This is a genomic window from Rhizomicrobium sp. (assembly GCA_037200385.1).
In the GTDB taxonomy this organism is placed as follows: domain Bacteria; phylum Pseudomonadota; class Alphaproteobacteria; order Micropepsales; family Micropepsaceae; genus Rhizomicrobium.
The window spans coordinates 1,898,486-1,921,529 of the sequence record JBBCGL010000001.1 but is presented as its reverse complement, the minus strand read 5'-3'; the positions used below and the strand labels follow the sequence as shown (position 1 = coordinate 1,921,529).

Annotated in this window: 25 protein-coding genes and 1 tRNA gene; 16 read left to right on the top strand and 10 right to left on the bottom strand. The window is 65.0% G+C overall.

Annotated elements, in window-relative coordinates:
* The first annotated feature begins 74 nt into the window (after positions 1–74).
* Positions 75–1,205 (top strand): acyl-CoA dehydrogenase family protein, encoded by a 1,131-nt coding sequence (locus WDM91_09050; protein ID MEI9994727.1) that lies wholly within the window; start codon positions 75–77, stop codon positions 1,203–1,205.
* Here WDM91_09050 and WDM91_09045 read toward each other — a convergent pair.
* Positions 1,187–2,674, bottom strand: coding sequence for an ATP-binding protein (locus tag WDM91_09045; GenBank protein MEI9994726.1), 1,488 nt, complete (start codon positions 2,672–2,674; stop codon positions 1,187–1,189). The two genes, WDM91_09050 and WDM91_09045, sit on opposite strands and share 19 nt — an antisense overlap.
* A 122-nt stretch (positions 2,675–2,796) precedes the next feature.
* Here WDM91_09045 and WDM91_09040 point away from each other — a divergent pair, with 122 nt between their 5' ends.
* On the top strand, positions 2,797–3,594 hold the full coding sequence (locus WDM91_09040; GenBank protein MEI9994725.1) for a crotonase/enoyl-CoA hydratase family protein: 798 nt from the start codon (positions 2,797–2,799) through the stop codon (positions 3,592–3,594).
* A 30-nt stretch (positions 3,595–3,624) separates the two neighbouring features.
* Here the strand turns inward: WDM91_09040 and WDM91_09035 are convergent, their stop codons facing one another.
* The gene (locus tag WDM91_09035) at positions 3,625–5,037 is read right to left on the bottom strand and encodes a HAMP domain-containing sensor histidine kinase (GenBank protein MEI9994724.1); all 1,413 of its coding nucleotides are present in this window, start codon (positions 5,035–5,037) and stop codon (positions 3,625–3,627) included.
* Between the two features lie 129 nt (positions 5,038–5,166).
* On the opposite strand from WDM91_09035, the gene WDM91_09030 reads away from it, so the two are divergent.
* Positions 5,167–5,457 carry a putative quinol monooxygenase gene (locus tag WDM91_09030; GenBank protein ID MEI9994723.1) on the top strand — a complete coding sequence of 97 codons (291 nt, stop codon included), beginning with the start codon at positions 5,167–5,169 and terminating at the stop codon, positions 5,455–5,457.
* A gap of 305 nt (positions 5,458–5,762) precedes the next feature.
* Here WDM91_09030 and WDM91_09025 read toward each other — a convergent pair whose 3' ends face one another.
* From WDM91_09025 to WDM91_09010, 4 genes are all read right to left on the bottom strand, one after another.
* The gene (locus WDM91_09025) at positions 5,763–6,020 is read right to left on the bottom strand and encodes a CHAP domain-containing protein (protein ID MEI9994722.1); all 258 of its coding nucleotides are present in this window, start codon (positions 6,018–6,020) and stop codon (positions 5,763–5,765) included.
* Between the two features lie 66 nt (positions 6,021–6,086).
* Positions 6,087–7,664, bottom strand: coding sequence for a phosphoglycerate dehydrogenase (serA, locus tag WDM91_09020; protein ID MEI9994721.1), 1,578 nt, complete (start codon positions 7,662–7,664; stop codon positions 6,087–6,089).
* A 16-nt stretch (positions 7,665–7,680) separates the two neighbouring features.
* Positions 7,681–8,403 carry an enhanced serine sensitivity protein SseB C-terminal domain-containing protein gene (locus tag WDM91_09015; GenBank protein ID MEI9994720.1) on the bottom strand — a complete coding sequence of 241 codons (723 nt, stop codon included), beginning with the start codon at positions 8,401–8,403 and terminating at the stop codon, positions 7,681–7,683.
* A gap of 11 nt (positions 8,404–8,414) precedes the next feature.
* Positions 8,415–9,572 (bottom strand): phosphoserine transaminase, encoded by a 1,158-nt coding sequence (locus tag WDM91_09010; protein ID MEI9994719.1) that lies wholly within the window; start codon positions 9,570–9,572, stop codon positions 8,415–8,417.
* Between the two features lie 121 nt (positions 9,573–9,693).
* Between WDM91_09010 and WDM91_09005 the strand changes: the two genes are divergently transcribed.
* Together WDM91_09005 and WDM91_09000 are read left to right on the top strand one after the other, a co-directional pair.
* Positions 9,694–10,167 (top strand): hypothetical protein, encoded by a 474-nt coding sequence (locus tag WDM91_09005; protein ID MEI9994718.1) that lies wholly within the window; start codon positions 9,694–9,696, stop codon positions 10,165–10,167.
* A gap of 60 nt (positions 10,168–10,227) precedes the next feature.
* Positions 10,228–10,725, top strand: a complete 498-nt coding sequence (locus WDM91_09000) for a DUF3775 domain-containing protein (protein ID MEI9994717.1) — start codon at positions 10,228–10,230, stop codon at positions 10,723–10,725.
* Here WDM91_09000 and WDM91_08995 read toward each other — a convergent pair.
* The 3 genes from WDM91_08995 to WDM91_08985 all read right to left on the bottom strand — a co-directional run bounded on the left by WDM91_08995 (position 10,722) and on the right by WDM91_08985 (position 13,709).
* Positions 10,722–11,531, bottom strand: coding sequence for a PhzF family phenazine biosynthesis protein (locus tag WDM91_08995; GenBank protein MEI9994716.1), 810 nt, complete (start codon positions 11,529–11,531; stop codon positions 10,722–10,724). The two genes, WDM91_09000 and WDM91_08995, sit on opposite strands and share 4 nt — an antisense overlap.
* Before the next feature lie 120 nt (positions 11,532–11,651).
* Positions 11,652–12,548, bottom strand: a complete 897-nt coding sequence (gene rpoH, locus WDM91_08990) for an RNA polymerase sigma factor RpoH (protein MEI9994715.1) — start codon at positions 12,546–12,548, stop codon at positions 11,652–11,654.
* Positions 12,549–12,695: 147 nt separating this feature from the next.
* Positions 12,696–13,709, bottom strand: a complete 1,014-nt coding sequence (locus WDM91_08985) for an RluA family pseudouridine synthase (protein MEI9994714.1) — start codon at positions 13,707–13,709, stop codon at positions 12,696–12,698.
* On the opposite strand from WDM91_08985, the gene WDM91_08980 reads away from it, so the two are divergent.
* The 10 genes from WDM91_08980 (at position 13,699) to tsaD (ending at position 20,706) form a co-directional block, all read left to right on the top strand.
* Positions 13,699–14,058, top strand: a complete 360-nt coding sequence (locus WDM91_08980) for a hypothetical protein (protein ID MEI9994713.1) — start codon at positions 13,699–13,701, stop codon at positions 14,056–14,058. The genes WDM91_08985 and WDM91_08980 overlap by 11 nt on opposite strands.
* Positions 14,055–14,504, top strand: coding sequence for a M67 family metallopeptidase (locus WDM91_08975; GenBank protein MEI9994712.1), 450 nt, complete (start codon positions 14,055–14,057; stop codon positions 14,502–14,504). Before WDM91_08980 ends, WDM91_08975 begins: the two co-directional genes overlap by 4 nt.
* A gap of 17 nt (positions 14,505–14,521) precedes the next feature.
* Positions 14,522–14,596, top strand: a tRNA-Glu gene (locus tag WDM91_08970).
* A gap of 318 nt (positions 14,597–14,914) precedes the next feature.
* The gene (locus tag WDM91_08965; protein MEI9994711.1) at positions 14,915–16,537 is read left to right on the top strand and encodes an NAD(P)/FAD-dependent oxidoreductase; all 1,623 of its coding nucleotides are present in this window, start codon (positions 14,915–14,917) and stop codon (positions 16,535–16,537) included.
* Positions 16,538–16,634: 97 nt separating this feature from the next.
* Positions 16,635–17,117: a tRNA (adenosine(37)-N6)-threonylcarbamoyltransferase complex ATPase subunit type 1 TsaE gene (gene tsaE, locus WDM91_08960; protein MEI9994710.1), complete on the top strand. Its 483-nt coding sequence runs from the start codon at positions 16,635–16,637 to the stop codon at positions 17,115–17,117.
* Complete coding sequence (tsaB, locus tag WDM91_08955) at positions 17,114–17,773, top strand: tRNA (adenosine(37)-N6)-threonylcarbamoyltransferase complex dimerization subunit type 1 TsaB (GenBank protein ID MEI9994709.1); 660 nt, start codon at positions 17,114–17,116, stop codon at positions 17,771–17,773. Before tsaE ends, tsaB begins: the two co-directional genes overlap by 4 nt.
* Positions 17,760–18,482 (top strand): Sua5/YciO/YrdC/YwlC family protein, encoded by a 723-nt coding sequence (locus WDM91_08950; GenBank protein MEI9994708.1) that lies wholly within the window; start codon positions 17,760–17,762, stop codon positions 18,480–18,482. Before tsaB ends, WDM91_08950 begins: the two co-directional genes overlap by 14 nt.
* Position 18,483: 1 nt before the next feature.
* A complete protein-coding gene (locus WDM91_08945) occupies positions 18,484–19,107 on the top strand; it encodes a hypothetical protein (GenBank protein MEI9994707.1) in 624 nt (207 codons plus the stop codon).
* Positions 19,104–19,718 (top strand): L-threonylcarbamoyladenylate synthase, encoded by a 615-nt coding sequence (locus WDM91_08940; protein MEI9994706.1) that lies wholly within the window; start codon positions 19,104–19,106, stop codon positions 19,716–19,718. The genes WDM91_08945 and WDM91_08940 overlap by 4 nt, the downstream gene beginning before the upstream one ends.
* Entirely contained in the window at positions 19,711–20,706 is a 996-nt protein-coding gene (gene tsaD, locus WDM91_08935) for a tRNA (adenosine(37)-N6)-threonylcarbamoyltransferase complex transferase subunit TsaD (protein MEI9994705.1), read from the top strand. Before WDM91_08940 ends, tsaD begins: the two co-directional genes overlap by 8 nt.
* A gap of 44 nt (positions 20,707–20,750) precedes the next feature.
* Here the strand turns inward: tsaD and WDM91_08930 are convergent, their stop codons facing one another.
* On the bottom strand, positions 20,751–22,004 hold the full coding sequence (locus tag WDM91_08930) for an MFS transporter (GenBank protein ID MEI9994704.1): 1,254 nt from the start codon (positions 22,002–22,004) through the stop codon (positions 20,751–20,753).
* A 68-nt stretch (positions 22,005–22,072) separates the two neighbouring features.
* On the opposite strand from WDM91_08930, the gene WDM91_08925 reads away from it, so the two are divergent.
* Complete coding sequence (locus tag WDM91_08925) at positions 22,073–22,975, top strand: peptidylprolyl isomerase (GenBank protein ID MEI9994703.1); 903 nt, start codon at positions 22,073–22,075, stop codon at positions 22,973–22,975.
* Positions 22,976–23,044: the final 69 nt, after the last annotated feature.

The window sequence follows — 23,044 nt, the reverse complement described above, 5'->3', positions numbered from 1 at the left end:
GGAGGGGGACCGCCGAAGGCGGTGGAGGGGGCGGTCGCCCCGCACCGCCCAGCGACAATTTAGGAAACGCACCAATGGATTTCTCCTTCACCGAAGAACAAACCCTTCTCCGCAACTCCGTTTCGAAATATCTCGCGGACAATTACAAGTTCGACCAGTGGCGCAAATTCACCCGCTCCGAGCTGGGTCGCGACGCCGGCCATTGGAAGCAATTCGCCGAACTGGGCCTGCTCGCCGCGGCGCTCCCCGAAGAGCATGGCGGTCTCGGCGGCGGTCCCGTCGATTCGCTCGTCATCATGGAGGAATTCGGCAAGGCGCTGGTCGTCGAGCCCTACATCCCCACCGTCGTGATCGGCGCGGGCTTCCTCAAGGCGGCCGGCAGCGAGGCGCAGAAGTCCGAGTGGCTGAACAGGATCGCCGCCGGCGAGACCATGATGGCCTTCGCCTTCGCCGAGCCGAAAGGCCGCTACAATCTCGCCGACCTGTCGACGACGGCGAAGAAGCAGGGCGCCGGCTATGTGCTCAACGGCCAGAAGGCCGTCGTGATCGGCGCGCCCTGGGCCGACACCCTCATCGTCACGGCGCGCACCTCCGGCGGCCAGCGCGACAGGAACGGCATCAGCGTCTTCCTGGTCGACAAGAAGGCCAAGGGCGTCACCACCCGCGACTATCCGACGGTCGACGGCCTGCGTGCTTCCGAGATCACCTTCGAGAACGTCGAGGTTCCGGCCACGGCGCTCATCGGCGCCGCCGACGCGGGCCTGCCGCTGGTCGAACAGGTGACGGACGAAGCGATTGCCGCCGTCTGCGCCGACGCGACCGGTGCCATGAAGGTGCTGGTCGACACGACGGTCGAGTATTCCAAGACCCGCAAGCAGTTCGGCGTTCCGATCGGCAAGTTCCAGGCGCTGCAGCACCGCATGGTCGACATGTTCGTGAACTACGAACAGTCGGTCTCGATCACCCTGATGGTCACGCTCAGGCTCGGCGAGAGCGAGACCGAGCGCGCCAAGGCAGCCTCAGCCGCGAAGGTGACGATCGGCAAGGCGGGCCGCTATGTCGGCCAGCAGGCGGTGCAGATCCATGGCGGCATCGGCATGACCGACGAGCTGAATGTCGGACACTATTTCAAGCGCCTGACGCTCGCCGACACGCTGTTCGGCAACATCGATCACCACCTCAAGCGCTATGCCGCGCTGAGCTGAGAGCGCTCGGCGGCGGTCCTGAAGCGCTGCCGTGCCCGCCCCGCCGGCAAGGTGATGGTGATGCGGGTGCCTTCATTGGGCACGCTGCGCAGCATCACGTATCCGCCATGCGCCTCGGCGAGGCCCTTCACGATGGGAAGACCCAGCCCCGTGCCCTTGTCGGCCAGGATCGCGTCGTGGCGGCCCTGGCCGAAGCTTTCGAACACCCTGGCATGATCCTCGGTCGCTATGCCGATGCCGGTGTCGTCGATGCCGAAGGACAGCGCGCCGTCGGGCGCGACATTCGCGAAGGCCGTGACGCGGCCGCCCGGCGGCGTGAATTTGATCGCGTTGGAAGCCAGATTGACCAGCATCTGCCGCAGCGCCCGCTCGTCGGCATAGATGTTCGGAAAGGCGCGCTCGACATGGACGGCAAGCGAAATGCCGCCCGCGATCGCCCTGGTGCTCATCATCTTCGCCGCATCGTCCATCAGGGACCGTATGTCGAGTTCGGCCTCGCGCAGCATCAGGCGCCCGGCTTCTATCTTCGCGAGGTCGAGGATGTCGTTGATCAGCGAGAGCAGGTGCTCGCCCGAGCCATGGATATAACCGCCGTACTCGGCATACTGATCGACCGCGTCGGGACCCATCGCCTTGGTATGGATGATCTCCGAAAAGCCCAGGATCGCGTTCAACGGCGTGCGCAGCTCATGGCTCATATTGGCGAGGAAGGCCGACTTCGCGGTGCTGGCCAGCTCGGCGCGATGCCGCGCGGCGTCCGACTCCGCCTTCGCGGCCTTGAGGCCGTCGACCAGTTCGGTGCGCTCCTGCTCCAGCCGGATCATCCGCTCGCGCGTATTGTAGTTCGCCATCAGGAGCACGCGCATGACCAGCCAGAAGCCGGCCGCGAGGACGGCCAGTGCCGCGCCCCCGGGCCGCCCGGTCGCCAATGGCAGCGCGACCAGCGTGACGAGATAGGCCGGCATCCCCACGGCCGCGGTGGCAAGATGGAACGCGCCCGTCGCGCTCCAGCTGGAAAGCGAACAGGCAAGGACCAGGAGGAGGAATCCCTGGTGTGGCGCATCGTCCGGCGTCCACAACGCCACGGCCATGGCGCACCACAGCGTGCTTTGCAGCAGCGTCAGGCGGGCATGCACCCGTGCCCTGCGCCCGACATCGGCCGCCGAATGATCGGCGCGGCGCAGCAAGTGGCGGTAGTACAATTCGCTCGCCGCGCATGCGACGATTACCAGCAGCGCCCACCCGGTCCAGCGCCAGACGGGGACGAGATGGGCCGTGGAGCCGGCGATCAGGACGGCACCAAACGGGCCGGCATAGACGTTTGCCCAGCTTGCATTGCGCGCCAGCGACAGCTGCTCGTCGACCAGTCTCACATCGGCCGCATCTTTGGGACGCAGCGACCGCCGGAGCGCGCTGCGGAATTCGGCAAAAGCCGAAGCCGTCGGTCGCGCAAAGGCTGCAATGGTCACCGACCCGGACTCCGAAACACTACTTCCGGTCGTGAGCATGACGTACGATCTCTTAACGGAACTTTTCGCTTTGCCTGCAATAGGATGGTAAAACGCCGTTCACGATATTTGGCGAGGAAAACATGCCCGCATTGCTGATGGAAAAGAACGGCGCCGTCGCGACGTTGACGATCAACCGGCCCGAGAGCCGCAATCCGCTCGGCGAGGACGGCGACGGACCGCTTTTCGCCGAAGCGTGCGCCGCCATCAATGCGGACCGGGAGATTCGCTGCGCCATCCTGACCGGCGCGGGCGCGGCGTTTTCGGCGGGCGGCAATGTGAAGGCGATGCGCGAACGCTCGGGCAGCTTTGCCGGCGCGGGCGTCCATCTTCGCGAACGCTATCGTAACGGCATCCATCGGATCGTGAAGAGCCTGTGGAATCTGGAGGTGCCGTTGATCGCGGCGGTCAACGGCCCCGCGATCGGACTGGGAAACGACGTCGCCTGCCTGGCCGACATGCGGATCGCCGCCGACAACGCCGTGTTCGGCGCGACCTTCCTCAAGATCGGCCTCGTGCCCGGCGACGGCGGCTCGTGGATCCTGCCGCGCACCATCGGTCACGCCCGCGCCGCCGAATTGTTCTTCACCGGCGACACGATCGATGCGCCGACGGCGCTGGCCTGGGGTCTGGTGAGCCGCGTCGTTCCCGCCGGATCGCTGATGGACGAGGCGCGCGGCCTCGCTGCCAAGATCTGCCGCCAGCCGCCCGACGTGCTGCGCATGACCAAGCGCATGATGCGCGAAGGGCAGAATGTGAGTTTCGATATCATCATGGAGATGTCGGCCGCGTATCAGGCGCTCGCCCACCTGACCGACGATCACCAGGAAGCGGTTGCGGCGTTCTTCGACAAGCGTCCGGGCATCTACAAGGGGCAGTGAGCGCGCCGCGTTCGTCTCCGGGACTTTCGTTCAGAACGCGATTTTCAGCGCCGTGTCCTTGCTGACGCGGCTTGCGGGGAAATAGACGGTCACGGTCGTGCCTTCGCCCGGTTCGCTGCGCAGCGCGATGCGCCCGCCATGCGCCTCGGCGAGGCCCTTGACGATGGGGAGGCCGAGGCCGGTGCCTCTGTCGCTGGCGACCACGTCGTGGCGGCCCTGGCCGAAATTCTCGAAGACGCGGTCGTGTTCGTTCTTCGCGATGCCGACGCCGGTGTCCGTCACGCCCAGGCAGATTTCTCCGTTCGGCTCTTCGCGCGCGAAGACCAGGATACGGCCTCCCGGCGGCGTGAATTTCACTGCGTTCGAAGTCAAGTTCAGCAATATCTGCATCACCGCGCGCTCATCGCAAACCAGGGTCGGAAGCTCTTGCGCCACGTCCGTGACAAGGGCGCAGCCGCCCGCGGCTGCCTTTGGCCGCATCATGGCGCAGGCGTCCTCAATGAGCGTGCCGAGCTCCACGTCCTTTTCGCGAAGCCGCCAGGTTCCGGATTCGATCTTCGCCAGATCCAGGATGTCGTTGATCAGCGACAGCAAATGCGCGCCCGAGCTGTGGATCAGGCCGGCATATTCGTATTGTTTTTCCGGCGCGCCGGCGAAGATGCGCGAGGTGATCATCTCCGAGAAACCCATGATCGCATTCAAGGGGGTGCGCAGCTCATGGCTCATATTGGCCAGGAATTGCGACTTGGCACGGCTCGCGCCCTCGGCGGCCTCCCGCGCCTTGTCCGACTCGGCCTTGGAGCGCGCCAGCGCCTCGATCAGGTCGTTTTTCTCGTAGCTCAGCAGCAGCATGTCGCGCGCCGTGAGGTAGATCTGCCGCGACATGAACAGCATGTAGCCGATGTAGATCAGCGAAAGCACCGCGATGCCGTGATAGACGAGGCCGCTACCCTGCAGGGGCGTCAGCACGAGCGCCGTGCCGTAGCTGCCATAGGACACGAGGGTCAGCGGCCGGCAGGCGCCGACCAGCGCACCGTTTCCCGCCGCCGTGCATGCGATCAGCATGATGGCGATCAGGCTGGCCAAATCATTGTGCGGTACCCAGAGGAAGAAGCCCAGCGACGACCAGCCGATCGTATAGGCGAGGTAGGCCAGCGCCGCGGCGATCAGCGGGCGCCGCGATTTCAGCGTCGCCGGTCTCTCGGGGAACCGCCGCGCCACGATGGCCAGCGGCGTGCAGGTCAGCACGACCAGGGAAAACCAGAGGGCCAGGCGCGGTGCCGCGATCCATTGGTGGAACATCACGCAGATCACCGCCGCCAGCACCGGCATGACATAGGCGTTGGGTCGAAGATTGCGCAGCGCAAGGCCCAGCTGATCCAGCACGAGCTTGCGCTCGTGTTCATCGGGCGATCTTGTGAGGCGCTGGCTACCTGCGGTCATCACGTCCTTGAAGGCCGCTGGCGCGGCGTTTCGAGGATGCGGCCCGCCGGGTTAATTGCGGATAAAGGCGCTTTGCGGTTTGCCGACGTCCGGTTTACCGTCTGCGCCGGCTAACCATCGGAGGACATTATGGCTATTGGCGTCGTTGCGACCATCAAGATCAAGGAAGGCACGAATGAGGCGTTCGAGGCGGTCGCAAATGAAATGATGGCCGCGGTGCGCGCCAACGAGCCCGGCAACACGCTCTACCAGTTCTGCCGCTCGAAGAGCGAGCCGACGACTTATGTCGTGATGGAGATCTATGCCGACCAGGCCGCGCTGGAGGCGCATGGCAAGTCCGAGCACTTCCGCACCATCGGTCCGAAGATGGGCCCGTCACTGGCCGGCCGCCCGGACGTGCAGTACTTCGATACGGTTTAGAGTCCTGGAGCGGATCACCATTCCGCGGAATCGGCGATCCGCTCGAAGTTGGTTGGTCGCGATTCCTGACGGAAAACCGCCTCGCGATTCGCGCGGGCGCGACGCGTCGGCGTAACAAATTCGCCGCGGCGGCTAGGGTCCGGACTCAATTGGGATTCGCAGTGTCACTGTCATGGCCCGCAAAAGCGGGCCATCCAGGTGACGCCGCCACAATCGTCGAAAGCACGAGCGCACCAACGGGATGGCCCGCTCTCCGGCGGGCCATGACAAGCCTTTGAATGACTCAGGGCAATTGAGCACGGACCCTAGGCCGTCGTGTTGATGAACCCTTTTACCGTCTTGTCGTACCGCCGCGTCCGGCGGGCGACCTTGCCGCCGTCCCGCTGGCTGCCATGTCCCGTCGTCGTGTTGAATTCGATGGTGGAAAGGGAGGCTCCTGTTGCGCTTTCGACGATGCCGACATGGTCCGCGCCTTTCCCGAAATTGTAGATGACCAGCCAGCCGGGCTTTGGAATCGTGGCTTGCGGCTTGGCATCGAGCCATCGGCGCTTTCCCTTGGCCACGTAGTACATGTCCCACACTGATGGGCTGGGATAAAAATGATAGTGGTCGAACTCGTCCAGTATTGATCAGAACGCAAGCGCCTTGGCGTGCCGCACCAGCGGAAGGCTGCGGATGTCGGCCAGCACCTTCTCGCCGATCGGTCCGTCGACTTCCACCAGCGCGATCGAATCCTGGCCGGGGCCGCTGCGGCCCAGGTTGAAATTCGCGATGTTCACCAGCGCGTCGCCGAGCAGCGTGCCCAGCTTGCCGATGAATCCCGGCTTGTCCTCGTTCACGACGTAAAGCATGTTCGGCGCGAATTCGGCGTCCAGGTTGATGTCCTTGACCTGGATGAGCCGTGGCCGGCCGTCCGAGAAAACCGAACCGGCCACGCGGCGCGTCGTGCCGCCGAGATCGACCGTCACCTTGATGTAGCCTTCATAGATGCCCTGGCGCGGACGCCGCGTCTCGCTGACCTTGATGCCGCGCTCCTTGGCGACGATCGGCGCGTTGACCATGTTCACGCCCGACAGTGTCGGCTTGAGCAATCCGGCGAGCGCGGCTTGCGTGAGCGCGCGCTGGTTGAGTTCCGCGGCCGTGCCCTCATAGAGGATCTCGACGCCCAGGATGCTGGTATCCGTCACCTGGCCGGCGAAGGAGCCGAGCTTTTCCGCCAGCGAGATCCACGGCCGGACCTTCTGGGCCTCCGCGGCGGAGATCGACGGCATGTTGAGCGCATTGGTGATCGCGCCTGTGAGCAGATAGTCCGAAATCTGCTCGGCGACCTGCAGTGCGACGTTCTCCTGCGCTTCGGCCGTCGAAGCCCCCAGATGCGGCGTGGCGATCACCTTCTCGTTGCCGAACAGGAGGTTTTCCTTCGCCGGCTCCTCCTCGAACACGTCGAGCGCCGCGCCGGCGACCTGACCGCTGTCGATCGCCGCCTTCAGCGCCGCCTCGTCGATCAGCCCGCCGCGCGCGCAATTGATGATGCGCACGCCCTTCTTCGTCTTGGCGATGGCGTCGGCCGACAGGATATTCCGGGTCTCCGCCGTCAGCGGCACGTGCAGCGTGATGAAATCGGCGCGCGCCAGGAGATCGGCGAGCTCGACCTTCTCGACGCCGAGATCCTGCGCCCGTTCCGCCGACAGATAGGGATCATAAGCCACGACGCGCATCTTCAGACCGCGGGCCCGATCCGCGACGATGGAGCCGATATTGCCGGCGCCGATCAGGCCCAGCACCTTACCGGTGATCTCCACGCCCATGAAACGGTTCTTCTCCCATTTGCCGGCCTGGGTGGAGGCGTTGGCGGCCGGAAGCTCGCGTGCCAGCGCCAGCATCAGCGAGATCGCATGCTCCGCCGTGGTGATCGAATTGCCGAACGGCGTGTTCATCACGATCACGCCGGCGGCCGTTGCCGCGGGAATGTCGACATTGTCGACGCCGATGCCGGCGCGGCCCACGACTTTCAGGTTCTTCGCCGCCTTGATGACGTCCGCCGTGATCTTGGTGGCGGAGCGGATCGCGATGCCGTCATACTGGTCGACGATCTTGAGCAATTCCTCCTTGCCGAGCCCGGTCTTCACGTCGGCCTCGACGCCGCGCTCCTTGAAGATGGCGACGGCGGCAGGCGACAGCTTGTCGGCGATCAGAACGCGGGGCATGGCGGTTTCCTTCGGCTCAATTCAGGACGGGTGTCCGGGCATAGAAAGGCGGGGTTTGCGCCAGCCGGCCGGAAAGGCTCTCCGGCGGTTCGGCGCGGTCGATCGGCACGAGATCGAGGATCGTCTCCGGCGAGACCGCGGCGGCGAGCGCGCTCACCTCGGCTGCGATCTTCGACCAATTGTCCGTCGTCTCGATTCCGATCAGCGGATGCGGCGGCTCGCTGCCGTCGAGAGGCGCGGCCTCGAGCAGATGCGCGGCGAGGACGCTGCCGCGATTCCGGAAGAAGATGCCGAGCGCGTCGATCAGCTTGCGCGGCGGCGCCGGGGCGGCGGCAAGGCGCACCTCCGTCGCGCGCAACCGGCGCCGCGCCCGCGCCGAAGGATCGAGCCAATAGGCGATCTCCGCGGCCGTCAGCAGCTTGCCGCATGCGCAGTTCGGATTGAGCGTGAAATTGACGCCCTTGGTCGTCTCGAACAGCGTGCGCGCCGGCATCCGGAAATGCTCCCGCCCCGCACCGGCGAAGGTCGTCAGGCGGGAAAGCGCGCTGAAGGCCGGCAGATATTCGCGGCCGTTGTGGCGCAGCGCCGCAATGGTCAGCTGCAGCGGTTCTCCGGCCGCGCGGCCGAGCACGACGAGCTCGCTCTCCATCAGGAGCCGGTAGAATTCCGGACGCGCGAGCGGGTCGCTCACCGCCCGCGCCAGCGTCTCTTCCAGCGGATTTTCCGGCAGGAACGCCATGCGGCCCTCCGTCAAGACGCCTTCACTTTGGACCAGGCCCAGTCGAGCCAGGGCGTCAGGGCTTCGAGATCTTCCTTGTCGACGGTCGCGCCGCACCAGATCCGCAGGCCCGGCGGCGCCGAGCGATAGCCCGCGACGTCATATGCGACGCCCTCCTTCTCGAGGAGCGAGGCGATCTTCTTCGCGGCATCCGCCTGTGCGTCCGGGCTCAGGCCGGCAAACCAGGGATCGACGATCTTGAGGCACACGCTGGTGTTCGACCGCGCGCCTTGCTCGCGGGCCAGGAAGTCGGCCCAGCCGCATTCGCGAATCCAACGGTCCAGCACGCCGAGATTGTCCTGCGACCGCGCGATGAGCGCCCTCAGCCCGCCGAGGCCCTCCGCCCAGGTGAGCGCGTCGAGGTAATCCTCGAGCGCCAGCATGGACGGCGTGTTGATCGTCTCGCCTTCGAAGATGCCGTCGACGATCTTGCCGCCCTTGGTCATGCGGAAGATCTTCGGCATCGGCCAGGGCGGCGTGTAGCTCTCCAGCCTGGCGACCGCGCGCGGCGAAAGCACCAGCATGCCGTGCGCCGCTTCGCCGCCGAGCACCTTCTGCCAAGAGAAGGTCACGACGTCGAGCTTGTCCCACGGCAGGTCCATCGCGAACGCGGCCGAGGTCGCATCGCAGATCGTCAGGCCTTCGCGGTCCTTCGAGATCCACTCCGCATCCGGCACCCGCACGCCGCTGGTCGTGCCGTTCCACAGGAACACGACGTCATGTGCGGGATCGGCCTTGGTGAGATCGGGCAGTTCGCCGTATTCCGCCTTGAGAACGCGGCTGTCCTTGATCTTGAGCTGCTTGAGCGTGTCGGTGACCCAATCCTCGCCGAAGCTTTCCCAGGCGAAGCAGTCGACCGGCCGGGGGCCCAGCAGCGACCATAGTGCCATCTCCACCGCGCCGGTATCCGAAGCCGGCACGATGCCGACGCGATAGTCCCCAGGAATCCCCAGCAGCGTCTTGGTGCGGTCGATGGCGTCCTTGAGCTTGGCTTTACCGGGCTTGGAGCGATGCGAGCGCCCCAGCAATGCGCCGTTCAGCGCTTCCGGCGTCCACCCCGGCCGTTTGGCACAGGGGCCGGACGAAAAAAAAGGCCGTGCAGGGCGCACGGCCGGCGTATCACCGGTCATATCGACATTCCTTCCAGAATGTTCGCGCCTCGTTGGGGAGGCGTGGCCCGCGATCCTTTTAGGGAGTCGCATGCGCGCCGTCAATTCCGTAGCATCGCCTGCGACACAATGGGGTGCTGTCATGCGTCACAAATCATTCGCCATCTTGTCTATCGCCGCCGCGCTTGTCGCGACCTCCGCACATGCGGCTGCGACGAAGATCGCCGATCCCGTCGTCTTCGTGAGATCGGTCTACGCCACGACGGTCGGACGGCATCCCGAGCCCGACGACATCTACACGCCGCGGTTGGATGCGCTCTTCAAGCTCGAGCAGAAGGAAGCGGGCGACGGCGTCGGCCGTCTCGATTTCGATTTCTGGATGAACGGCCAGGACGGCACGATCACAGGCGCCGCCATCTCCAAGATCGATGTCGAGGAGGCCGCCGGACGCGTGATCGTGGTGGCGAAGTTCAAGAATGAGAAGACGCCGAACGAAATCCACTTCTATTTCGAGAAGATCGGCGGCGGCTGGAAGCTGGACGATGTGCGCTCGGTGATGAACGATCCCTGGGTGCTGTCGCTGATCCTCAAATATGGCTGGGACGGCAAGCCCTGAGCTTGAGGGAACGGCACGTGCGGCCGGGCGTTCCTGTTGGGAACAACAGGATAATTCCCCATGCCGCAGAACGGCGCCGACGCAGACACCACATCCGTGCCGCAGACGACCGACGAGGACGGGTCGCCCGCGCTGACCATTCCGAGCGACAAGCTCGCCTTCATCATCGAGAAGGCGCGCGAGTTCGACGTGAAGGAGGAAGTCTCGGATCCGGATTCGGGCTCCAACCCGACCGATGACGGATCGACCGACGTGCTCGAAGACCAGGCCGATGATCCGACCCGCGCCGAATTGTTCGATGCCATCCGCGGCCTCAACGAGGATCAGCGGATCGAACTGATCGCGCTCGCCTGGATCGGCCGCGGCACCTACGACATCGCGGACTGGCAGGAAGCGCTCGACACCGCCTATGCCGAGCACGGCAAGCGCCCGGCGACCTATCTGCTGTCCATGCCGCTGCTCGGAGATTATCTCGAGGATGGCATGGCCGAGTTCGACGAGGGCATCGTCGACACCGACGAGGCGCTCGAAGGCCCGTCGACCGAAGACAACGCCTAGACCGTTATCTCCGCCGTCATGTACAGCGCACAGGGTCCGGAAAGGATCGTGCGGCCGTCCGCGTCGGTGCAGACCAGGTCGCCGCCGCGCGGGCTGACTTGGCGCGCCTTGAGCGTCGCCTTGCCGAGCCGTTTCGCCCAATAGGGGGTGAGCGCGCAATGCGCCGAACCTGTGACGGGATCCTCCGGCACGCCCTTGTCCGGCGCGAAGAAGCGGGAAACGAAGTCATAACCCTGATCGCCCGGTGCGGTGGCGATAAAGCCCCAGAGACCCAGCGAGCGGAGGACGCGTGCGATGTCGCCCGGTCCGCGCAAACCGCGCACGACCCGGGCATCGTCCCACACGGCAAAGAGATAGCGGCCCTTCAGAATCCGCTCGGGTGCCGGCGCGTCCAGCGCCGTGCCGATCTCCTCGGCCAGTCCGGTCGCGTCAAAGGGGGCCACGGGGTCGGAGGGCAGGGACATCACATGCAGGCCATTGTCCCCACGCTCGACCGTCAGGGTGCCCGAGCGCGTCTCGAAGGCGACGGCCTCCAATTCGGGTTCGAGCCGATCGAACAGCAGCCAGGCGCTGGCCAGCGTGGCATGGCCGCAGAGATCGACTTCCGCTTCCGGCGTGAACCAGCGCAGGTGATATCGGCCGGGTGCCTTGCGTACGAAGAAAGCAGTCTCGGCGAGATTGTTCTCGTTGGCGATGCGCTGCATCAGCCCGTCATCGATCCAGGTCTCGAGCAGTACGACCGCCGCCGGGTTGCCTTCGAGCACGTTCCTCGCAAACGCATCGACCTGCCAGAGCTTCAGGATCATCGCCGCCTCCAGAATGGGCGGCGAGCCTAGCCGTTCCGGCCGATCTTTGGCATTACCGGAGTCGCATGACGGTCACGCGGACTGATGGTGGAGGGCTTCCAATGGGGAAGCCCTCCGCCGCTAGGCCTGCACCGGCACGATGCTGTTGGCCTTGGCGCTCAGCGCGCTCTTCATCTGCTTCTGCAGCTTCTCGAAGGCGCGCACCTCGATCTGACGCACGCGCTCGCGCGAGATGCCGTATTTCTGCGACAGCTCTTCCAGCGTGGCGGGCTCGTCCTGCAGGCGCCGGGCCTGGATGATGTCGCGCTCGCGCTCCGTCAGCTCGTCCAGCGCACCGGTCAGCAGCGTGTGACGGTCGCCCAGCTCCTCGCGGTCCGCCATGCGGGTTTCCTGGTCGAGCGTGTCGTCCGCCAGCCAGTCCTGCCACTCGCTTTCGGAGTCCGACCGCAGCGGCGCGTTCAACGAGGAATCCGGGCCGGACAAGCGCCGGTTCATCTCGGTGACCTCCTGGGCGCTGACGCCGAGATGATCGGACAGCGTCGCGACATGCTCGTTCGTCAGGTCGCCTTCCTCGATGGCGCCGATCTTGTTCTTGGCCTTTCGCAGGTTGAAGAACAGCTTCTTCTGGTTCGCCGTCGTGCCGAGCTTCACGAGACTCCACGAGCGCAGGATGTATTCCTGGATCGCGGCGCGGATCCACCACATCGCGTAGGTCGCGAGGCGGAAGCCCTTGTCGGGCTCGAAGCGCTTCACGGCCTGCATCAGGCCGACATTTCCCTCCGCCACGATCTCGGAAACGGGCAAGCCATAGCCGCGATAGCCCATCGCGATCTTGGCGACGAGGCGCAGATGGCTGGTGACGAGCTTGCGCGCGGCGCTGGGGTCCTCGTGTTCCTTCCAGCGCTTGGCCAGCATGTACTCCTCCTGCGGCTCCAGAAGCGGGAACTTCCGGATTTCCGAGAGGTATCGGGATAGACCGCCTTCGCCCGAGAGGGCCGGCAAGCCGCGACTGCTCATGAAAAGACCCCTTTCCCCCGTCGTGACGATGCCCAAGCGCATCGGCCGGCGGCTGCGTGGCTCTAGCAACTATACAACGCCCGAGCCCGCAGGTGGACTGCGACAGCCTTCGAAGTGCCGCAACCCGGAGCACGACATGGGGACGGATCAGGACTTTTTCAACCCTCGAAGCGCGGTCGCCAAAGCTTCCATGTCGGCCGGCCAGTGCCGCTCGAATCGCAACGTCCGATGCAGGCTGGGATGTTGAAAGCCCAGAATAAAGGCATGCAGCGCCTGGCGCGGGAAATTGGCGGCGGCGGCGAAAGCCGTCTCTTCCTCCGGGGTCTTTGCCCGAGGCGGCAACCGGGCCTTGCCATAAGACGGATCGCCGATCAGCGGATGGCCCAGATGCGTCAGATGCACGCGGATTTGGTGCGTCCGCCCGGTTTCCAGCCGGCACTCGACGAGGCTGGCGAACGGCCGCGCGGGGTCGCCGAAGGTCTCGGCCACGCGGTAGCGCGTCCGGGCCTCCTTGCCGCCGCCGCGCAGCACGGCCATGCGCTTGCGGTCGAAGGGATTGCGGCCGATCTGGCCTTCCACCAGGCCCTCGCCTGCGCGTGGAGCGCCCCAGACGATGGCGTGGTAGGCGCGCTCGATGGTGTGGTTGGCGAATTGCTTGCCCAGGCTGGTCATCGCCCGCTCGTTCTTCGCCGCGACGAGCAGGCCGCTGGTGTCCTTGTCGAGGCGATGGACGATCCCCGGCCGCGCCTCGCCGCCGACGCCCTGCAGCGAGGTTCCGCAATGGGCGATCAGCGCATTGACCAGCGTGCCGTCCGGGTTGCCCGCCGCCGGATGCACGACCAGCCCGGCGGGCTTGTCGATCACGATGAGATCCTTGTCCTCGTAGACGACGTCCAGCGGGATGTCCTGGCCTTGCGGCTGCGCCGGCAGGGGCGGCGGCACGGAGACGGTGTAGGCTTCGCCGGGTTTGACCCGGAAATTGCCGTCTCTTATCGTTTTGCGCGTGTGCGTGACCGCGCCGCCTTCGAGCAGTTGCTGGATGCGCGAACGGCTGATATCGCCCAGGGCAGCGGCCAGGAAACGATCGAGCCGCCAGCCGGCCTGTTCCGGCGCAACCACCGCGCGGCGCGGCGCTTCATCGGAGGAATGGGTGTCAGACATCGAAACGCCGGTCGATCCTAAGAGCACGGCGGGCTATCGCGCGGCGAAGCTCGCCGTCATCGTGCTCTCCGCGCTTATCATCCTGGCGCTCGTCGGGCTAGTCGCCGGCATGGTCCTGAAGATGAGCGGCCGGCCGGTCCATCTCCTGGGCGGGACCGGCCCCGAGGCGGCGGGCAACGCCGCCGGGACCGCCGTCTTCACATTGCCGCCCGGCGCGAAACTCGTCTCGATGGACAGCCAGCCCGGCCGGCTGATCCTGCATCTCCGGACCGGGAACCGCGACCAGATCGATATTCTCGATACGGATGACGGGCACCTGGTCGCGAAAATCGCCGCCCCGGATCGATGAGCACGCTCGCCCTGCCGCCCGCCTTGCGGCTGCAGCTCGAGCGCGAGGCCCGCGGAGCAGATCCGCGCGAGTGCTGCGGTTTGATCGAGGGCGCAACGCATCCGGCGGGCTTCGAAGCCTTGGCGCTTCATCCTGCGCGCAATCTCTCGGCCGACGACAGCAGTTTCGAAATCGCGCCGGCCGATCACATCCCGATCCTGCGCGCGGCGCGGACGCGGCGGACTGCGATCATCGGGTGCTATCACTCCCACCCGAACGGAAGGCCCGAACCCTCTGCGCGCGATCTGGCCGGCGCGGCGGAGACCGGTTTCGTCTGGCTGATCGTGGCGCTGCGGGGCGCTGAGGATGTCGAGATCGGAGCCTATGTGTTTGACGGAAAGGGATTTTCCGCTCTCACACTTACCGAGGCGGTGTCGCTTGATCCTGCGGCGCGCTCAAGGGTATAAGCGCCGCCTCACCGCATGCTCCCATCGTCTAGCGGTTAGGACGCGGCCCTCTCAAGGCTGAAACCGGGGTTCGATTCCCCGTGGGAGCGCCAGATCTCGGTCAGAAATGTGAACCTCAGATACAGGACTACGTCACCCTCTCGTTCTTCGGCGTAGCCGGAAGCGATCATTTCCATCCATTCATCGCGCAGACTCCAGATGCCGTCTGAGGGTGATGCGCCGCCATCAATCCAGATGGGTTACGGTATCGTGCGTCACCGTAGGTGCGACGATCCTGATGCCGCCGACATACAGCTTGAAAGCACGACCAGCTTTTGGACACGCCCGCATTTTTTTGATGGTATTCCATGGGGCACCGAGCCTGCCGGAGCAGGCGCGCTCCCTAGGCGTGCAAGACGGTGGCAAAGCTTGTGAGCAGAAGCACTTGCGACGCGGCGATTGTCGGCGGCGGGCATAACGGGCTCGTCTGCGCCTTCTATCTCGCCCGCGCGGGTCTCAAGGTGCGCGTCCTGGAACGCCGTCATCTCGTCGGCGGCGCCGCGGTGACAGAGGAATTCCATCCCGGCTTTCGCAATTCGGTCGCGAGCTACACGGTCAGCCTTCTCAATCCCAAGGTGATCGCCGACATGGCGCTCGCCGATCACGGCCTGAGGCTCGTCGAGCGGCCGATCGCGAACTTCCTGCCGCAGCCGGACGGGCGCTATCTCAAGTTGGGCGGCGGTCTGGAACGCACACAGGCCGAATTCCGCAAGTTCTCGGACCGCGACGCCGAGATGCTGCCCGAATATTACAGCGCGCTCGATGCCGTCGCGGATGTGCTGCGCGGCCTCGCGCTGCAATCGCCGCCCAATGTCGGCGGCGGGTTGCCGGCATGGGTTGCGGCTGCCAGACAAGGCCGCAGCCTCGCAGGCCTCGATATTTCGCGGCAACGCGATGTGCTCGACCTCTTCACCAAGAGCGCACGGACGTTTCTCGACACCTGGTTCGAAAGCGACGCCGTGAAAGCCGCGTTCGGCTTCGATTCCGTGGTGGGCAATTATGCGAGCCCGGATACGCCGGGCTCCGCTTATGTCCTGCTGCATCATGTTTTCGGCGAAGTGAACGGCAAGAAGGGCGCCTGGGGCCACGCCATGGGCGGCATGGGCGCGGTCACCCAGGCCATGCGCAAGGCCTGCGATCGCGTGGGTGTCGAGATCAGCCTGGAGGCGCCCGTCGCGCGGGTGCTGGTCGATGCCGGCAAGGCCGTCGGCGTGCTCCTCGAAACCGGCGAGGAGATCATGGCCGCGGCGGTCGTATCGAATGTCGGGCCCAAGCTGCTCTATGACAGGCTCATCGCAGCGGACGATCTGGCGCCGGAATTCCGCCGCCGCATGCGGGGATACAAGGTCGGCTCGGGCACCTTCCGCATGAATGTGGCCCTGTCCGAACTGCCGAGATTCACCTGCCTGCCCGAGCCCGGCGAACACCATCAGAGCGGCATCGTCATCGCGCCGACCCTCGACTACATGGATCGCGCATTCGCCGACGCGAAGCGTCTCGGCATGTCGGAGAAACCGATCGTCGAATTGCTGATCCCATCCACGGTGGACGACAGCCTCGCGCCGCCCGGCCGGCACGTCGCAAGCCTGTTCTGCCAGCAATTCGCTCCCGCGCTCCCCGACGCAAAGAGCTGGGACGATGCGCGCGAAGCCGCGGCCGACCGCATCATCGAGACGGTCGATGCCTATGCTCCCAATTTCAAGAACGCGGTGATCGCGAGGCAGATTCATTCGCCGCTCGATCTGGAACGCAAATTCGGACTGAGCGGCGGCGACATCATGCATGGTGCCATGTCCCTCGATCAGCTCTGGTCGGCAAGGCCGATCCTGGGTTACGGCGCCTATCGGGGGCCGCTCAAAGGGCTTTATATGTGCGGCGCGGGCACGCATCCCGGCGGCGGCGTCAGCGGTGCGCCCGGACACAACGCGGCGCGCGAAATTCTGGCCGATCGTGGCTTCCTCAAGCGCATATTCGGACCGGCAGCTTGGGGCTAAGGTTCGCCGCCTGCCGGTTGCTCAGGCGACGGCGCAAGGCGTATCACCCTGCTGCGCATGATCACGTCGGGATGAAAATCTGGGATAGCGTAGAGTTATGTATGCCATTGAAGTTATTTGCGAAAATGTTGCACGGACGGCGGCACTGGCCCATGCGTTTGGGCCTTTCGTCCGGCCAGGCGATGCGATCTTGCTCAGCGGGGCCCTGGCAAGCGGAAAGACCTACTTTGTGCAGAATCTCGTGAAGACGCTGGGCTCGTCCGATCGGGTCACGAGCCCGACCTATGCCATCGCGAATTCCTACCAGACCGAGGCCGGTCCCTTCCTGCATGTGGACGCCTACAGGCTGTCCGGCGTGGCGGAATTCAGGGATCTGGGTTTTGACGATCTGGACGGCGCGATCGTCGCAATAGAATGGGGCGAGAAGCTTCAGAGTGAGTTTCCGAACGGCCTGCACATGAATTTTGCCTTTTGCGGAACGGAGCAGGAGCAGCGGCGGATCAGGCTTTCGGGCAGCGATGCCCGCTGGGCGGCACCTCTGGCGAATTTGCGGGACGAGTTCGAAAGGATGTCGCCGTGAGCCTGTTGCTCGGGATCGAAACATCGTCCAGCGAATATGCGATGGCTCTTGGCCGCGACGGCAAGATCATTTTCGACTCGGCACCGCTTTACCGGGATCGCGCCGCTCGGGACCTGAGCCTGATATTGGACCGTGCCTTGGCGGAACTCCAGATCCAGGTTGCGGACATCGATGGGATCGCGGTGAATGTCGGTCCGGGCGGCCTGGGAGCGATCAGGGCCGGCGTGGCATTCGCCAATGCGTTGAGCTTTGCCCTCGGCAAACGGATGCTTCCGATGAACTTTTTCGAGCTGGCAGGCGTACAGGCGCAAAGGCAATTCGAACGTCCTGTGCTGACCGCGATCCCCGCCTCCGATGGAATGGCGTATCTCGGACTCTTCGAGAACGGACGGGTGCAGGAAGCGAGGTTCGGCCGCTTCGAAGATCTGGTGGGCCAAGTGGCCGCCGGCCGCGGAAGCCTGGCCGCAGCAGGGCGTCTTCGCGGCGCCGTTTCGAAAATGTTGCCCGATGTGGACGTCGCGGATACACAGATCGACTCGCCAAGTCCCGCGACGTTGATCGCGGCGGCTGCCGCCGCGCTCCATCGGCCGGAGCTCTGGGTTTCGCAGGTGGTGCCGTTGAACGAGGAAGCGGAACTATTCCATGCGAAAGCCTGATCTGATCGTCGGTCGGGACGAGAGAACGCGGAACGGCGCACTGCGCACATATATCGTTCAGCAAGCTCGGAACAGCCTGCTGAAACAGGGATTTGTGCTTCTTCCCAGCGACACCTGCTATTCACTCGCGATGCTCGCCGCAGACGAGGCGGCGCACGCAACGGTCAACCGGATATTGAATCGGAAAAAAGCGCCGCTCTCGCTTGCGTTTCCGAGCTATCTGGAGGTTCAAGGTTTTGTCGACATGGACGCAATCACGGCTGCGCTTTTGGAGCGGTTCTGCCCCGGACCTCTCACCGTGGTTTGCAGGGCGACCGACAAGCTGCCCGAGAAATTTCTTACGCACACCATTGCAAGCACGCGGCATACCATCGGCGTGCGGATTCCGGACAGCATCGTCGAACGCGACATCGCGGCGAGCACGAGATATCCGCTGACCACGGTCGCAATTCGCGATCCGAAAACGAATGTTCCTGTTCGCGACTTCGGCAAGGCGATTGAGATTTTGTCCGACGGTATCGCCAAGGTGGGGGATGCGAGCTGGATCGCAATCGAGGGGGGTGAATTCTATTCCGACCATTCGACGGTCGTGGAAGCGGTGGGCGGCGCCGAGAGAGTAAGACTTCTGCGAGAAGGAGATATTCCGTTTCGGGCGATTCTGGACATAGCCCAGGGCATTTCGGGCCTGATGCTGGAGGGTTGGAGATAATATGTCGTCGTCGGAACTCGAGGGACGGTTCGCGGCAGCCGGGTCCAACGTATTCGCCAGTCGCGATGCCGTGGAGCGCATAAGATCGCAACTCGCCGTCGGCGATATCGGCGAGAGCGAGGCGCTCAGGCAGTTGACGCAACTGGAACGATCGCTGTCGCTTGCGCCGTTGCAGTTCACCTCGCGCCAATTCGAAGATGAATGGCTCACCCTATCGCGATTGCTGGAGATGTCGGAAGCAAAGTGGAAGCGTCTCGCATCAAGTCAATTTCTTGTCGGACTGACGGCGTTGCCTCTGACGGTGACGCTCGCGTTCGGTTCGCTTCTCCTCGGATGGCAGAAAGAACCCGGCGCTGCGATCGTCGCCGCGGTGCTTGCCGGATGTTTATCGGCGATTGCGGTTCATTCGTTTCTGATCTTGCGGATTCATCAACAAGCGGGGCTGGCGGCGGAGCGCCTATCGGAGAAGCGTGTCGGGGCTCTCTTTCTTCGCCTTGCCGCGAGCCGGGAAGACTCGGAGGAAGCCGGACGGCTGCTGAGCGCGGGCACCGCAATGTTCCTGGGGCACTACGCTCCTGACACCGTCCCTTTGCGTGCAGACGATTTTTCGGCGGCAAAACGATGACGTCCTCCGCTTTCGATGAGCAAGTTCAACGTGTGGTGGCGAGCCTGTCTTCGGGCGGCGTCGCGCTGCTTCCCACGGACACGGTCTATGGACTGGCCGCCGTCCCGACGATGAGCGCCGCGGTGGACCGTATCTTTGCTCTGAAGCGGCGCCCGCCGGAGGTGAATCTCCCCATAATGGTCTCCTCCATCGCGGAGCTGGAAGGTTTGGGCCTGGCGCTCGATGGAGGGGCTCATCGTCTTCTGCACTCTCCGCTTGTGCCGGGCGCCTTGACGATCGCGCTGGGTTTCCGGGGGACGGCCGCGGTCGACTGGCTGCGGGACCGTGACGAGGTCGCCATCCGGATCCCGAACGATCGTCGCTTGCTGGAGATATTGCGTCGCATCGGGCCGCTTCTCATGACGAGCGCCAACGCCCACGGCAATGCCGCCGGCGAAGACGTGCCGGAAATCCTGGCGCAGCTTTCCGGAATGCCGGACGTCGTGATCGACGGCGGCACGCTGCCCAGGGTTCCGTCGACCCTGGTGAACTGTCGAAAAACGCCGCCGCAGATCGAGCGCGAAGGCGTGATACCTCGAAGCGAAGTGGAAAAGTACCTGGCCGATGCGTAAGGAACTGGTTCTGGGAATCGAGTCGTCCTGCGACGACACCGCCGCATCCGTCGTCGATCGCGCGGGCAATGTCCTGTCGTCCGTCGTGGCGACGCAAACCAAGGTCCACTCCGCCTTCGGCGGCGTCTATCCGGAGTTCGCGAGCAGGGCGCACATATCGACCATCGTCGGCACCGTCGAAAAGGCGCTTGCGGACGCCGGTGCGGTGCCGCGGGATCTCACCGCGATCGGCGTTACCCGGGGGCCGGGGCTCATCGGATCCCTGGTCGTGGGTCTCAATACGGCGGCGGGCCTCGGGCTGGGCTGGGGCGTGCCGGTCATCGGGATAAACCATCTGCGCGGGCATCTGCGAAGCGCGGACCTCGAAGAGCGCCGCGTGAAGTTTCCGGCCGTCGTGCTGCTGGTCTCCGGCGGCCACACTTTTCTGGCCTATATGGAGGATTTCGGAAGCATCGAGTTGCTGGGTACCACGCGCGACGATTCCGTGGGCGAGGCCTATGACAAGGTCGGCCGGATGCTCGGCCTTGGCTATCCCGCCGGAGCGGCGGTCGACCGGATGGCCAAGACGGGCAATCCCAGAATACGGTTCCCGCGCCCGATGATCTCGGAAGGCTTCGAGTTTTCCTTTTCCGGCCTGAAGTCCGCCGTCGCGCGGCATGTGGAGCATTCGGAAAATCCGGTGTCCGAGGATGTGGCGGCATCCTTCGTCGAGGCGGCAATGGACATTCTGCTGACCAAATGCGCTCGGGCCCTGAAGGAGCGCAGTCCGCGCTCTCTGGTTGTCGTCGGCGGTGTTTCGGCCAGTCCGCAGCTGCGTGCGCGGGCGAAGGAGCTATGCGACAGGGCGGATGTCGAATTGTGCCTGCCGCCGCTGCGCTGGTCGACCGACAATGCCGCAATGATCGCGCTCGCGACCTGGGACTATCTGGACGCGGGACAAGCGCCGCGGCCGCTGCCGCAAACCGAACTTCCAATCACGGAGTACTGAACGGCCGCCTTGTTGCATGCGATGTTGCAGAGCGCGTTTGCCATCTAATTTTCGGGAAGCGTAGGCTCTCCATGAGGGATGGGCAACGCGGCGCGGCTCTTGTGCGTCGCCGCATACCACGCAAAGAAGATCGCGGGCAGCACCATCAGGCTTGCCGAAAAGAACGGCGCATCGACGCCGATCCGGCGGAACGTCACGTCCGCGACGGAAGGCCCGGAAAGACGCGCCAGGGCGCCGACGGCATTGTTGAGGCCGAGATACTGGCCCTGATGCTTCAGGTCGACGTTGCGGGAAAGCAGCGCGGAGACGTTGGGCCATGCCACGGACTGGCCGAAGGCCGAGAGCGCCAGCAGCGCGACCGTGATCCCGCCGCTTGGCGAGAAGGCCTGCAGCGCGGCGCAGACGCTGGTCAGCGCCATGCCCAGGGTCAGGACGCGCGCCTCGCCGAAACGTTTCGAGGCCGGTCCGGTGACGAACACCTGGCAGATCGCCGCAACGACGCCGGTGATCGCGAAGGCGGTGCCGACTTCCTGCGGTCCCCAGGCAAAACGCGCCTGCGTCCAGAGGCCGAAGATGTATTCGATTCCGTTGAAGGCACTGCCCGCGAGGAACGTCACCAGGAACAGCCGCCCCACGACCGGGTTGCCGATCGCGGTCGCAACCACCGCCCAGCGGCTGGGGCGGCCGGAGATGCGCTGGTGCACCCGGCTTTCCTTCAGGAAGAAGATCAGGCCGATGACGCAGACCGCCGACAGGCTCGAGGCGACCAGGAGCGGCGTGCGGAAGCCGGCATGGCCGGCGGCGGGGTTCGCCAGCAATCCGCCCAGCGCCGGGCCGACGATGAAGCCGATGTTGTAGGCGGCGCCGAGCCACGACATCTTGGCCGTCCGCTCGTCCGGCGGCGTCACATCCGCAATGTAGCCTTGGATTACCGCGCCATTGCCGCTCGCCATGCCGCCGAGAAGCCGGACGGCGAAGGCGACATAGATGTTCGGTGCGAAAGCGAGGGCGAGATAGCAGAGACAATTGCCCGTCACGGTGCTGATCAGGATGGGCTTGCGGCCGATCGTGTCGGAGAGCCGGCCCCAGAACGGCTCTCCGAAGAATCCGCCGATCGCATAGGCGGAGAACACCAAAGCCATCTGCCAGCCCGGCGCATGGAACGACTTGCCGTAGAACGGCAGCAGCGGAACGATGATGCCGAAGCCCAGAAGATTGATGAACATCACGGACAGCAGCGTCGGCAACGCGGCCGGGGAGACCGGTGTGGATGTGGGATTTTGGCGGGCGGCGGTCATGGCGTAGGGTCTTAATAGGCAAGCGGGCGCGCCGGGCAAGGTGCGTCCGGTCGCAGGAGCGGGTGGCGATGAAGTTTCATGCGGCGTTTGCGTTGAGCATGCTTCTTTCCGTGGCGATGGCTTCGGCGGCCGAAGGACCGTCCGCGCCGCCGCCGGAGGCTTGGCGGACGGTCGATCCCGAAAACCTGGTACTGATCGCGACGAAATATGGCGAGGTCGTGGTCGAACTCGCACCGCAATTCGCGCCGGAGCATGCGGAGCGTGTCCGTGCGCTGATCCGGGCCCATTTTTACGACGGGCTATCCTTTTATCGGGTGATCGAAGGCTTCGTGGCCCAGGGCGGCATCGGCGAGGGTACGGCCTCGACCAAGGATCATCCCAAGGAAGCGGAAGGGCTCAAGCAATGGCCCGCGCTGAGGGCCGAGTTCGATCGCGCTTCGCCGCCCGCCGGTTTCACGCCGCTCGGCAATGCGGATCTGATGGCGCCTGAAGTGGGATTCGAGGACGGCTTTCCCGTCGCACGGGATCCGGCGGCCGATCGGGAGTGGTTGATCCACTGTCCCGGCACCTTCGCGTTCGCGCGCGACAACGATCCGGACACCGCGACGACCGAGTTCTACATCGTCATCGGCCAGGCCCCGCGGCGGCTCGACCGCGACCTCACCGCGTTCGGCCGGGTGTTGAGCGGCATGCAATATCTCCAGAAGCTCGAGCGCGGGGATCCGGATGTCGACAGCGGCGTGATCGGCGATCCGGGCAAGCGCGATCCGATCCTCCGCATGCGGCTGGCGTCCGATCTGCCGGCGGCGGAGCGGCCCGCATTCCAGGTGATCCGCACGGATTCGAAAACTTTCGCCGACCAGGTGGAGGCGCGGCGCCACCCGACTTCGCCCTTTTACTTCCGCAAGCCGCCGCCGGTGCTCGACATCTGCGGCGTGCCGGTGCAGGCAAGGCGTATCGGCGGCCCTTGAAGACGGGCTTGCGCGTTCGGAAGTCTTCACGCCTTCGCGTTGGTGCCCGTCCGGACGACGGCGGGGATT

Bases quoted from the DNA above. Each gene is read 5' to 3' on its own strand.
- WDM91_08940 (MEI9994706.1), top strand. From the start codon at position 19,104: ATGACGTCCTCCGCTTTCGATGAGCAAGTTCAACGTGTGGTGGCGAGC.
- WDM91_09005 (MEI9994718.1), top strand. From the start codon at position 9,694: ATGCGTCACAAATCATTCGCCATCTTGTCTATCGCCGCCGCGCTTGTC.
- WDM91_08995 (MEI9994716.1), bottom strand. From the start codon at position 11,531: ATGATCCTGAAGCTCTGGCAGGTCGATGCGTTTGCGAGGAACGTGCTC.
- WDM91_08930 (MEI9994704.1), bottom strand. From the start codon at position 22,004: ATGACCGCCGCCCGCCAAAATCCCACATCCACACCGGTCTCCCCGGCC.
- WDM91_09000 (MEI9994717.1), top strand. From the start codon at position 10,228: ATGCCGCAGAACGGCGCCGACGCAGACACCACATCCGTGCCGCAGACG.
- tsaD (MEI9994705.1), top strand. From the start codon at position 19,711: ATGCGTAAGGAACTGGTTCTGGGAATCGAGTCGTCCTGCGACGACACC.
- rpoH (MEI9994715.1), bottom strand. From the start codon at position 12,548: ATGAGCAGTCGCGGCTTGCCGGCCCTCTCGGGCGAAGGCGGTCTATCC.
- WDM91_08945 (MEI9994707.1), top strand. From the start codon at position 18,484: ATGTCGTCGTCGGAACTCGAGGGACGGTTCGCGGCAGCCGGGTCCAAC.
- WDM91_08925 (MEI9994703.1), top strand. From the start codon at position 22,073: ATGAAGTTTCATGCGGCGTTTGCGTTGAGCATGCTTCTTTCCGTGGCG.
- WDM91_09015 (MEI9994720.1), bottom strand. From the start codon at position 8,403: ATGGCGTTCCTGCCGGAAAATCCGCTGGAAGAGACGCTGGCGCGGGCG.
- WDM91_09050 (MEI9994727.1), top strand. From the start codon at position 75: ATGGATTTCTCCTTCACCGAAGAACAAACCCTTCTCCGCAACTCCGTT.
- WDM91_08985 (MEI9994714.1), bottom strand. From the start codon at position 13,709: ATGTCTGACACCCATTCCTCCGATGAAGCGCCGCGCCGCGCGGTGGTT.
- WDM91_08975 (MEI9994712.1), top strand. From the start codon at position 14,055: ATGAGCACGCTCGCCCTGCCGCCCGCCTTGCGGCTGCAGCTCGAGCGC.
- tsaE (MEI9994710.1), top strand. From the start codon at position 16,635: ATGTATGCCATTGAAGTTATTTGCGAAAATGTTGCACGGACGGCGGCA.
- WDM91_09035 (MEI9994724.1), bottom strand. From the start codon at position 5,037: ATGACCGCAGGTAGCCAGCGCCTCACAAGATCGCCCGATGAACACGAG.
- WDM91_09010 (MEI9994719.1), bottom strand. From the start codon at position 9,572: ATGACCGGTGATACGCCGGCCGTGCGCCCTGCACGGCCTTTTTTTTCG.
- WDM91_09040 (MEI9994725.1), top strand. From the start codon at position 2,797: ATGCCCGCATTGCTGATGGAAAAGAACGGCGCCGTCGCGACGTTGACG.
- WDM91_08950 (MEI9994708.1), top strand. From the start codon at position 17,760: ATGCGAAAGCCTGATCTGATCGTCGGTCGGGACGAGAGAACGCGGAAC.
- serA (MEI9994721.1), bottom strand. From the start codon at position 7,664: ATGCCCCGCGTTCTGATCGCCGACAAGCTGTCGCCTGCCGCCGTCGCC.
- WDM91_09030 (MEI9994723.1), top strand. From the start codon at position 5,167: ATGGCTATTGGCGTCGTTGCGACCATCAAGATCAAGGAAGGCACGAAT.